General features: G+C 66.6%; 8 protein-coding genes and 3 pseudogenes. 6 read left to right on the top strand and 5 right to left on the bottom strand.

Annotated features, from left to right (window positions below; all coding sequences use genetic code 11):
- Positions 1-6: 6 nt before the first annotated feature.
- The 3 genes and pseudogenes from ACNJ7E_RS07845 to ACNJ7E_RS07835 all read right to left on the bottom strand — a co-directional run.
- Positions 7-780, bottom strand: coding sequence for a cyclase family protein (locus tag ACNJ7E_RS07845; protein ID WP_418339531.1), 774 nt, complete (start codon positions 778-780; stop codon positions 7-9).
- Positions 781-788: 8 nt separating this feature from the next.
- Complete coding sequence (locus ACNJ7E_RS07840; RefSeq protein ID WP_418339530.1) at positions 789-2,375, bottom strand: phytoene desaturase family protein; 1,587 nt, start codon at positions 2,373-2,375, stop codon at positions 789-791.
- A gap of 906 nt (positions 2,376-3,281) precedes the next feature.
- Positions 3,282-3,394: pseudogene (locus ACNJ7E_RS07835) on the bottom strand (4-hydroxy-2-oxovalerate aldolase); the annotation flags it as partial.
- Positions 3,395-3,835: 441 nt separating this feature from the next.
- Between ACNJ7E_RS07835 and ACNJ7E_RS07830 the strand changes: the two are divergent.
- Both ACNJ7E_RS07830 and ACNJ7E_RS07825 read left to right on the top strand, forming a co-directional pair.
- On the top strand, positions 3,836-4,342 hold the full coding sequence (locus ACNJ7E_RS07830) for a cupin domain-containing protein (RefSeq protein WP_418339529.1): 507 nt from the start codon (positions 3,836-3,838) through the stop codon (positions 4,340-4,342).
- Positions 4,343-4,647: 305 nt separating this feature from the next.
- Positions 4,648-5,610, top strand: a complete 963-nt coding sequence (locus ACNJ7E_RS07825; protein ID WP_280780122.1) for an NADP-dependent oxidoreductase — start codon at positions 4,648-4,650, stop codon at positions 5,608-5,610.
- Positions 5,611-5,814: 204 nt separating this feature from the next.
- On the opposite strand, the gene ACNJ7E_RS07820 is transcribed toward ACNJ7E_RS07825, so the two are convergent.
- A complete protein-coding gene (locus ACNJ7E_RS07820; protein ID WP_418339528.1) occupies positions 5,815-6,429 on the bottom strand; it encodes a maleylpyruvate isomerase family mycothiol-dependent enzyme in 615 nt (204 codons plus the stop codon).
- 212 nt (positions 6,430-6,641) lie between these two features.
- Between ACNJ7E_RS07820 and ACNJ7E_RS07815 the strand changes: the two are divergent.
- Both ACNJ7E_RS07815 and ACNJ7E_RS07810 read left to right on the top strand, forming a co-directional pair.
- A pseudogene (locus tag ACNJ7E_RS07815) lies at positions 6,642-6,740 on the top strand (CGNR zinc finger domain-containing protein); the annotation flags it as partial.
- Between the two features lie 89 nt (positions 6,741-6,829).
- Entirely contained in the window at positions 6,830-7,174 is a 345-nt protein-coding gene (locus tag ACNJ7E_RS07810) for a CGNR zinc finger domain-containing protein (protein WP_280780120.1), read from the top strand.
- 498 nt (positions 7,175-7,672) lie between these two features.
- Here the strand turns inward: ACNJ7E_RS07810 and ACNJ7E_RS07805 are convergent, their stop codons facing one another.
- The gene (locus ACNJ7E_RS07805; RefSeq protein ID WP_280780119.1) at positions 7,673-9,994 is read right to left on the bottom strand and encodes an ATP-binding protein; all 2,322 of its coding nucleotides are present in this window, start codon (positions 9,992-9,994) and stop codon (positions 7,673-7,675) included.
- A gap of 402 nt (positions 9,995-10,396) precedes the next feature.
- On the opposite strand from ACNJ7E_RS07805, the pseudogene ACNJ7E_RS07800 reads away from it, so the two are divergent.
- Positions 10,397-10,635, top strand: a pseudogene (locus tag ACNJ7E_RS07800) (RNA polymerase subunit sigma); the annotation flags it as partial.
- The coding region (locus tag ACNJ7E_RS07795; RefSeq protein ID WP_418339527.1) for an anti-sigma-D factor RsdA at positions 10,619-11,119 on the top strand (501 nt) is incomplete at its 3' end. The pseudogene ACNJ7E_RS07800 and the gene ACNJ7E_RS07795, both read left to right, overlap by 17 nt.

The raw sequence follows: 11,119 nt of genomic DNA, 5'->3' as shown, positions 1-11,119 counted from the left end.
CTTTCCTTACTTCTCGACCAGGGCGACCACGCGGGCCGGACTACCCGATCCCCCGACAATGGGCAGCGGCAGGACCGCGAGCGCGAACCCGGTCGCCGGCAACTGATCCAGGTTCTGCAGCTGCGTCAGTCCCAACTTGCCCGCGCCGAGCAGGTGGTGATGGCACGGGAACGCCGGATCCAGCGCCGTCGCCTGACCGGCGTCGGTGCCGACCGTTTCCACACCCACCCCGACCAGCTCGGTCTCTTCGGCGAGCCAGCCTGCGCACTCGGCGGTGAATCCCGGCGTGTGCGGTCCGGACTCGTCGGCGTTGAGGAAGTCGTCGCTGTTCTCCGACCGGCTCGACCATCCGGTGCGGTAGAGGAGCCACCCCCCGGCAGGGAGTGCGCCGTGCGTACGTTGCCATTCTTCGATGTCGGCGACATCGAGCAGGAAGTCCGGGTTGTCGGCAACCCGGTCGGTGACATCGAGGACGACCGCGGGGGCGAGCAGTGAACGCAACGGCACCTGTGACACGTCGAGTCCGTCGCGTCCGGTGATCCAGTGGTTCGGGGCATCGAGGTGGGTGCCGGTGTGTTCTCCGGTGTGGATGTTGTTCCAGTACCAGCCCGGCCCGTCCTCGTCGAATCGGCTGATCAACTCGAGCCGGAAAGGCAGGGTGTTCTTGAACGGTTCCGGCAACGCCAGCACCGGGGTCTTGTCGGTCAGTGGTGCAGTGAGGTCGATGAGCTCGATGCGTTCTCCGGCGATGGACGCGAGCAGGTCGGTGATTACTGGCATGTCAACTCCTAATTGGATTTACGGTGCCGCTGGGCAGCAAGTTTGGTGGCAACGAGGTGGCCGGAACCGGCGCCGAGTCCGGCCCCCGGATGTGTGGATGCCCCGATGTGCCAGAGACCGTCCACACAGGTCCGATGCCGCCCCGCCTCGGGCAGTGGGCGCCACAGAAAGCTCTGATCCAGCTCCGAACTGCCGCCGTACGGGTCCCCGCCGACCGCATTCTCGTTGTAGGCCGCGAGATCGGCGGGCGAGATCACATCCGTTCCGAGGATCTTCAGACCATGGGTGTGCGCGTCCAAGCGATCGATGACCCGCTGGGCGTAGGCCTTGGCCAGTTCAGGCGTCCAACCGTCTGCAGTGTTCAGCTCGCCGGCGGCGTCGCCGAGCGGTTCGTACGGAACCTCCTGCAGTTGCAACCAGAGCGACGCGGCACCGGCCGGAACACGCGAGGGATCCAAGAGGGATTGTTGCCCGACCACGACGGTCGGTTTCCTCGGAAGAAGACCTGCTTCCGCTTCCGCCCGGGCTATGCCGGTACTCGCCGATCCATCCGAGATATGCACCAGCGGAACATCGTTGAGGCGGGCATCGCGCCACTGGGGTTGTTCGGACAAGGCGATGTGGATCTGCATCTCACCGCGCCCGTACCGGTACCGCCGTGCCTGGGCACGCAGCGGGGCAGGACTGGCGTCCGGGGGCAGCAGCGACCCGTACAAGGCAGTCGGCGTTACCGACGCCAGAACGGCGCGCCGGGCCCGGTAACGCCGCCCAGCTGCCTCCACACCGGTCGCACGGCCCCCCTCGACAATGATGCGGTCAACGCGGGACCCGGTATGCACCTCGACGCCCAATTCGTCGAGTAGTCCTCGGAAGGCCTCCAGCAGTCGTGCAGAGCCTCCCTCGACCACAGGCAGACCGAAACCGTGGACCGTTGCCGCCAGCACCGGAATCATGAAGCCGCCGGAGGCATTATCCGGCGACAGACCTGCGTGCAGCAGCCACGGCACCCACAGGTGATCTACTTCGGGACCGACGTACTCCCGAGAACAGTAGGCGCGGCCCGACGCAGCGAGGTCTCGCAGCCACTGCTCGGAGCCACGCCGTCCATTGGTCTTGAAGAAGCGCGCCAGTAGTGGAAAAACTCCGGCGCTGCGGATTTCGCTGCCCATCATTCCGCCGATCACCGGTGCGTTGCGGCCGAACCGTTGCAACGCATCCAGATACGCATTCCCGTCTTCTTCGTTGCCGAAGCCTGCTGCCGTGAGCTCTGGATCGCGGTACGCCAGGCTGACACGGCCGTTGTCGGCAACGCTCGCGGTCACGGCCTCGTCGGTGTTGCAGAACCGCAGCCCGTGACGGGCCAGGTCGTCGCCGAGTGCCGTGTGCGCCGGGCCCGACACGAATAGCGGGTACCAGGACGAAAACGTGTCGTGCACGTAGCCGGGCACCGTGCGCTCACCGCTCCCGACAAAGCCGCCGATCTCCGGATTACTTTCCAGGAGTGCCACTTTCCAGCCCGATCGCGCCAGCGTTGAAGCGGCGACGAGTCCGTTGATTCCGGACCCGACGATGACGGCATCGACTTCGTTGTGCATCACATCTCCGTTCGACTGTGAGCGACGACATTAGTGACATAGGAGGGCGGAAGCTATCCTGTTTGCGCGCGTCTTATCCGAATGCCGCTCAGTCTTGCGATGACCCGGCACCGATCCGGGTGACGCGTCCTGACCGGGCTCATTGCCTCGATTGACTCAGCCAAGACTGGAGGGCGGACTGGGCTGACCGGAACGTCGCGTCCGCACCCGTTCCGCAGTCGCTTCTCCCCCAGATGCGCCTCCAACGAGAAGTCGAGGAAGCCCATCTCGTACTGCGCTCTACCGGCGATGCAGTGGCGCGGAGTGAAAAGACAGATCGGATTACGAAGTTATTATCGGGTCGACGGCCGGTAGCCACCGCCACAACCTCGGGGTGCGAGCCAGTTCGGTCCCACACCACTCCAACGAGCGTGAATGAATTGAAAAGGCCAGCTCGCGGTCGGTACCCCCACTTACGGTATCCCCCGCCAGCAACCCATCGTGCCCTCGGCCTGTCGGCGCACCAGAACGCGGGTGCCCATCGCCACTGTGGATCGGGCACCGACTCCTTCGCGCTCGCGCAGGCGTGGGTATGGGCTAGGACGCGCCGCGGCCGACACCGGACGCCTTCGTAGCCGGCGGTGCTCGACGCTTTCACCGAAACACGGTGGGTCACCGAGCAAAGGGCGATGCCCGCGTATCCGTTCGGACGAGATAACACGTACCCTGGCCGTCGCCGTTGGGTTGCTCGTGCACACGGGTGCCCACTGGGTGGCGTGTGCCCCGTAGAATTCCGATGAGGACGGTGTGCTCGCCTTGGGAGACCCTACAATTCGCGAGTTGAAGTAGACCTCCCATTGCGACGGATATCCGATTCCCCTCCGCCGCAGCCGGACTCAGCTCGTGACCGGCCTCAGGGTTTGTGGCGAGCAGGTCGAGGGCGATGTCGACGATGAGGCTTCCTGTCCACCGACGAGGCTGCGGCGGCCGACCGCGAGAAGGATGGTGCGCACGTCGACGCCGTACCGCTGGGAGGCGGCCGGCGTGCCGGGAGGAAGGACGAGTGACACGGACCTGCGCTCTGAACGGCCGGCCCTGATTCGCATTAGCTGTAGGTTCCACATTTCCGTGTCGGCTTCCAGGTTTCGTGTCGGTCGGGACCAGACTGCGGTTGATCCACGTCAGGTTGTCCCGCGGACGGCCTGTTCGTATGGTTCGAAATCACCACCGGCGGCACTACGCGGGCCTGTTCTGGTCGGTTACCCACAGCAACCATGTCGCGTACGAATGTCGACTGGAGCTGGACCGTCTGCGGATGGCGGACTTCGCGCCGGAAGCGAGGCGGATCGCCGCGCAACCGTTGGGGATGAGCGCACCCGATGGAGCGCCCCGAGAACGTTGACAATGCCTGCGCCGTCGGCGGAAAGTTGAGCAGGGAACTTGTGACCTGATCTGTCAACGTCGGTGAGTAGGTGAGAGGCGTGAGCGCAACCGATCCCCCACCGCTGGTCGTCGTGCCGCCGGGGACCGGGCAGACCGGTGACCTGGGCCCGATTGGGGTCGAATTCAAGCTCTGGGGCCGTGACACCGGTGGGGTGCTGTCGGTCGTCGAGCACCCGTTCCCGGTCGGTGCGCTGGTGCCGCCGCACCTGCATACGCGGGAGGACGAATTCTCGATTGTTACTCAGGGTGTGATCGGATACCGCTCCGGCGACCGGGAGGCCGTTCTCGAACCCGGCGGATACATCACAAAGCCCCGAGGTGAGATGCACGCCATGTGGAACGCCGGCACCGTCCCCGCGCGCATGATCGAGATCATCAGTCCGGCCGGCTTCGAACATTGCTTCCTGGAAATGTCCGAACTGATCGCCGCCGGCGAACCGGATGTCACCCAGATCGCCGCAGTTGCCGAGCGCTACGGTCTGCAATTCGGCGAACCCGACTGGTTGCCCGACGTGATCGCCCGATACGCCCTGACACCGCCGTGAGCCCCGCTCGAGCCTCGACGCATGCGGTGTCGTTCACAGGTCGGGGAGGCTCAGCTCGGCCAGTCGGTGAGCCGACGACAGCTTCGGAGGACCGCCACAGCCTCCTGAAGGTTCCCGGTACCGGAGAACAGTGGATTCGTTTGTGGTCGAGGCGTTCTCGTCGTGCGCAAGGAAGGGTCAACGCGCGCCCGCGGGTCGGAAGTGGTTCTGGTTTGTCTCACGGTTTGGCCACCGCATTCTGTCTGAAATTCCTGACATCTCTTCTGTCGTCACCGGCATGACAGAGGCCGGAGAGGTAGAGGAACATGGAAGAAATGAAAGCGGTGCGGCTCCACGCCTATGGCGGACCGGAGAATCTGGTCTACGAGGAAGCGCCCCGTCCGGAGCCTGCCGGGGACGAACTCGTGGTGCGGGTGCACGGCGCGGGGGTCAACGTGTTGGACTGGTTGCTGGGCGAAGGCGGGTTCGAACACTTTCCCGATGTTCCGCTGCCGTGGATTCCGGGGTGGGACATCTCGGGAGTAGTGGAAGTGGTCGGTAACGGCGTCAGCGGGTTCCAGCAGGGCGACAGCGTCTACGGAATGGTTCGGCTGCCCGAACCCGGCAACGCCTACGCCGAGTACACGGCAGTCCCCGCCAGTCAGGTCGTCGCCAAGCCGCCCACCCTGGACCACATGCACGCGGCGGCGGTGCCGATGACCGGATTGACGGCGTGGCGTGCCCTCTTCGACGAGGCCGGTCTCCAACGAGGGCAGCGCGTGTTGATCCATGCCGCCTCGGGCGGTGTCGGCCATCTGGCCGTGCAATTTGCGAAGGCCGTGGGAGCGCACGTGGTCGCAACCGCGTCCGGCTCCAACCGGGAGTACGTGAACTCGCTCGGCGCTGACGAGTTCGTCGACTACCGCGAGCAGCGGTTCGAGACGTCGGTGGCTCCGGTGCATGCCGTGATCGACACGGTCGGCGGCAAAGTCCAACAGCGGTCCCTCGACGTGCTGAAGCGAGCCGGGGTTCTCGTCGCCCTGCCGGCAGAGGTCCCGGACGACGTCAAGGCCGAAGCCGAGCGACGCGGTATACGAACGCGACACTTCAGCGTCGAACCGAACGCCGACACGCTGACCAAGATCTCCCGGCTCATCGATGACGGCAGGGTGCGGCCCACGGTGAGCTCGGTATATCCCCTCGCCGAGGCGCAAGCTGCCCACGAAGAGGGCCGGGCAGGACACGTCCGAGGGAAGCTGGTCCTCGACGCGACCACGGTCGCTTCCTGACCGGCGTGCTACGGGACGGGCGCCGCCTGCTGCCCGCAATGCGCTGGGCGCCTGTCTCGCCCCGGTGACGGTTCGGCGTGCGGACAACTGCGGGACGAGCAACAGACAATTGATGCGTGCCTGTCGATACGTTCAGCGCTGGAGGCGATCGCGGACCGCAGCGCGGACCTGTCACAGGCCATCGGGGCGCTGTCGGCCAGACCGTCACTTCAGCGCAGATACTCCGGGTCCGTCGAGATCACCCAGCGCCGACTTGCGCCCCGATATCGCCATGAGCAGTGATAGTGCCGGGCCGCAGACTTCTGGGCCATCACCGATCGATACGTCTGCGTCGGTGGCCCGCAACTGGACCGGGGCAATGAGTTGCTTCGCACCGCCCAGGGATACCGGGGTGCGCGCCTGATACCGCAACGATCTCACGACCGTCTCCAACGGATATACACGGTTGATGCCCAGCGGCCGTCGGATGTCTTCGCCATGGACGACCTCTTCGACCAGTCTGCTGTCGAGCGGTGCCGGCGGCGTCGACGTACGTGTTGCGACCTGCTGAAGCCGGGCGAGCGTTTGGCGGGGTGTGGCGCCGCGTTCGCGTTCGACGCCTTGGGCGTTTTGGCGATCGAAGTTGAAGCGCGCCCGGGCCATGTTGCGCACGATGCCGAGGCGGGTGGTCTTCGCGTTGTTGATCAAGTGTGCGGCGACGTCGTGCACGGTCCAGTCACCACAGAGTGAGGGGTGGTCCCACTGGTCGTCGGTGAGGTCGGTGAGGTCATCGATCAGCGCCGCACGCTCCGCATGGACGGTCGGCCAGACATCATTCATGAAGCCAGTGTGACAAACTCTGCCCGTCACCGACTGGATTGGGCCCGACGCCTGGCCGGGCGCAGGGCGGGACCGGACACGGCGATGACCGGCATTGCCAGCGCCTTCACCGCAGCCGGGTTCACCGAGGTTGCCAGGCCTAAGCACGACCGCCCTGTCCTGCGCTACGAGCTGCCGCGACCACCGCCACGGCCCGGGTCGAGGACCACTTCATCGCCGGTGACGCCGCGCTCGACTTCGCCAACACCGTCTACCGCCGCACGCCCGAACTCGGCGCCGACCTGTTCACCAACGCCGAAGCACTCGCCACCTGGCTCGACCGGGCCCACCTGCTACCTGCGATGGGTCCTCCGGAACGCGCCTTCGCCGACATCGCGGCCGCCCTGAAGGAGCTCGCGCTTTGCGTGCGCTGTTCTGGACAGTCTTCGACGCGCAGAAGGACGGCCACAACATCCCCGCGGACGCCTTCGCACGGCTACTCGGCACCGCCCCTCGCGGCAGCGACACCATCACCCTTGCGTCCGACGGCTCCATGACTCCACTGGCCGCTGAGGGCGTGTTCACGATCCTGGCGCTGCGCGCCATCACCCTCGTGCTCGCCCCACCACCGCAAGGAGTGCGCGCCTGCGACAGCTGCGGCTGGTTCTTCATCGACTTCTCCCGCAGCCGCCGTCGCCGCTGGTGCAGCATGAAGACCTGCGGCAACCAAGCCAAAGCCGCCCGCTACCGCTCGACCCACGCGTGATGAGTATGTCCAGCATCTGGTTCTCACCGTCGCACTCGCCCGGAAGCCCAGCCGCGTCGCCAATGCTCAAGCCGTCACATACTGTCCGCTGCCCCTCCGTGTCACGTCTCCGCCAATCCCAAGTTCGCAGCGAGTCCGACAGCCGGGCACTCGCTCCCCAGCGCTGGGGCGCTCTCGCATCGGGCACTGCCAGTCGGATTGAGAACCCGCATGAAAACGCGACTCGTGACGCTCAGCGCCCACCAGAGCGATCTGCAGCAACACCACCGCCCGCTAGTGGTGCGCAATGTGCCCGCGGCAAATGAAATCGGGGGTGGTGAGAAGCAAGCCCCTCTTACGCGTGATTACCGAAGTAGCGGCTCCCCTGCACCGCACTAGCAGCTCCACCCCGAGCTCCCCGACCCACCCCACCGGAGCCCCGCGGTAAGACTCCGCCCTCCATGCGAGGCCGAACGACCTGTGCCGGAATCTGTTCCGTGGACAGGGTGGCGTGAACGATCAGGGCTCGCCCTGCCTGCGCTCGATGACCCAGGCCGCGATCTGAGTCCGGGAGGTGAACCCCAGTTTGGACAGAATGTGCTCGACGTGGCCCTGAGCGGTGCGCTGGGAAATGACGAGTTTGTCGGCGATCGCCCTGTTGGTCAGTCCCTCGGCGACGAGCTCGGCGACCTGCCGCTCCCGCCGCGTGAGAGTCGTCGACCCCGGTCCGACCGCCGCGGCGGTCGGATCTCTCTCGTCGAGGGCGTACCCAGCGGCCTCCTCGAACCGCATCCCGAGACCGCGCCCGAACTCCGCCTCGAACGCGCGGTCACCGATCGCCCCACGGGCCTTCTCCTCGTACCGGTCGTGGTGGACGAGCAGCCTCGGGTAGAGGATGCTGGGGCTGCAGCCGGCCCGCGCGAGGCCCTCAGCGGCACCCATCAGCGTGGCCGCCCGCCGAGGAGCACCCTCATCCACCGCGATCCACGACAGGACCTCGATGCACCCCGCGCCGCCGGTGCGGTCATCCACCGACCGGGCGAGCTGCAGCCCCTGCATGACAAGCTCTTTCGCCCCGGAATACTCGCCGCGCCGCCACGCCCCCATCCCGGCACCCCACAGCGCCCAGCCCCGGTACATGAACTCGCCGCGCGATTCGGTCAGCGCAAGCATCTCCCGCTGACACTCCTCGCTCCGCGCCCAGTCTTCGGCCGCGTCACTGGCCGCCGCGAGCCCGGACAGGGACCAGATCATGTACAGCACGTTGCCGTCGTCTCGGAATACTGCGAGCGAGGATTCGAAGTGCTCACACGCTGCCCGGGCATCCAGGGTGATCAGTGCGTGCTGGCCGGCGGCATCGTCCATCAGTGCCGCGGCGGTGCGATCGCCGAGCTGCGCCGCCAGGGCACTGCCGCGCTGAACATAGATTGCCGACGCGTCCGCGTCGCCGTGCAGCCCGGACAGCACACTGAGCACGTACAACGCCGTGATCTGTTCGAGCCCGGGTTCGTCGCCGCGCACCGCGAGAAGCTGCGCCAGCCACCGCATCCCCTCGCGCAGCTTGCCCCGCACCCGCCAGTACGGGTACATCGCGCCCGCCATCCGAATCCCCGCGTTCGCCTCGTGCGGGCCGGTCAGGCAGAACTGCAGACCCGCAACGATGTTCGACTGCTCAGCGTCGAGGCGCAGGGTCCAGGACAGCTGCCGCGAACTGATCCAATCGGACTCCGCCCGCAGCACCAGGTGTGCGTACCAGTCCCGGTGCCGCCGTAGCAATGATGCGAATTCGCCGGTCTCCTGCAACCGTTCCACCCCGTAGTCACGCAGCGTCTCGAGCATCCGGTACCGCGCCGCACCTCCCGTCTCCTCCCGGAGCAGGATCGATTTGTCGATCAGCGACGCCACCACGTCGACAACCTGTTCCGGCGTCATACCGCCGGAACAGATCCCTTCCGCCGCGTCGAGCTCGAAGCCGCCGGCAAACACCGTCAGCCGTCCCCACATCTCCCGCTCCACCCGGGTGCACAAGTCGTAGCTCCAGTCGATACTCCCCAGGAGAGTCTGCTGGCGGGACGGCGCCCCGCGGCTACCCGTCGTCAGCAAGGTGAAGCGGTCGGTCAACCGGTGCAGGATCTGCTCGACCGACATCACCCGCAGCCGCACCGCCGCCAATTCGATCGCCAGCGGCAGACCGTCCAGACGCCGGCAGATCGCCGCGACCACGCCCTCGTTGCTCTCGGTGATCTCGAAGCCCGGCACCGCCGTCGCCGCGCGTTCGGTGAACAGGGTCATCGCCTCGTAATGGCCGAGCCCCCCGCCGGCCACCGACCGCTGCCTCGCCTCCGGCAGCGTCAGTGGCGGCACCCGCAGCACGGCCTCTCCCCCGATTCCGAACGGCTCCCGGCTGGTCGCGAGAATCCGCACGTCCGGACAACTGCGCAGAAGGGTTTCCGCGAGGTTTGCGACCGGGCCGACGAGGTGCTCGCAGTTGTCCAGCACGAGCAACAGCTTCCGCGGCGTCAGATACTCGACGAGCTGCGTTTCCGGGGCGCCGGGCCCCTCGCGCAGGTTCAACGCCGACAGCACCGCGTCGACGACCGCGCCCGGGTCGTACAGTTCCCCCAACCCGACCGACCACACACCGTCGTCAAACGCACGAGACGAATCGGCGGCGACCCGCAGCGCGAGCCTGGTCTTTCCCACACCCCCCACACCGGTCAACGTCACGAGCCGCGACACGGAGAGTAGACGGCGGATCTCGGCGATCTCATGACGGCGGCCGACGAAACTCGTCAATTCGTAGGGAAGGTTCCCCACGTTCGCCGTGCCGCCGGAAGGCATGAAACCGTCACTTTCATCTCACATCCCCTTGCCGACCACGGTACCTTCGCCGCCACGACGCGATCCGGTCCGCGACCACCCTGTCGCTACCCTCTCGTGGCTCTGCACGGGTGATCACCGTGCTGAGCGCCCCAGGGGATCCTCGCCACCGAGAGCTGGGCCTCGCCGAGTACCGGCCACCGGTGGGATAATCCACCTAGGAGGATCGTCCACCCCGAAGACGATGTCCTTGCAGAAACGTCGACCCCGGCCCAGGGCCTCAGGACCGCCCGAGTGCGCCGGGGTCGGCCCACAGAGGAGGGGTGTGGTCCTGCGGCAACCGACGGCGTGCGGAGAACACCGGGAAACCCACAACCGACGCGCATGGTTCCGATTTTGTGTCGCTCTTCCCTGCCATGCGGTAACAAGTCGGAGCCCGTTACCGACGTACTAGATGTCGTAGTCAACGATGACGGACCCGAACAGCGGGCGCTGGACTCGAAACGCGAGCAGGCAGATGAACGAACTGCTTGATCCTCCGCCTCGTGGTCGGTACGTCAGCCGAGAAAACGGCCGCGGCCGTGGGTAGTACCGCGGGAGCTGTCCGCGCGGCTCGACACGAGCCGGCGCGGGTGACGAGGGCAGGTGAGAGGTTTGGCTAGGGGCATCAAGCGCAACGGCAATCCCGATGCCGATCTCCCAGGAGACGACGCACCGGTGGACGTCGCGGCAGTGCGCCGCGACGACGCTTTGATCGACGCGATCGCCGGCGGCGGTCCCGTCGCAACGGATTCGCCGGAGCAGTACGAGCTCGCGCTTCTGCTGACCAATTGGCGCGCCGACATCGTGGCGACGCCGATGCCGACCGGGCCGCTGCTGGACGACGTGATCGCGGCGATCGACGCCTCGGACGCCCGTTCCGCACGCAGCGCTGCCCGCAGCAAGCTCCGCTTGTTGCGACCCATCGCAGGCGCTGCCGCCGCGATCGCGGTCGTCATGGGTGGCGCCACCATCTTCTCGTACAACGCCGCACCCGGCGATCCGCTGTGGAGCGTCAAGTCGGTCGTGTTCAGCCAGCAGGCCGATTCGACCGTCGCGCAGATCGACACCACGTCGCAGCTGCAGGAGGCCGAGCGGCTGATCGCC

This window comes from Rhodococcus mengyinensis (genome assembly GCF_048381435.1).
In the GTDB taxonomy this organism is placed as follows: domain Bacteria; phylum Actinomycetota; class Actinomycetes; order Mycobacteriales; family Mycobacteriaceae; genus Rhodococcus_F; species Rhodococcus_F opacus_D.
This window is presented reverse-complemented; position numbering and strand designations above follow the sequence as displayed.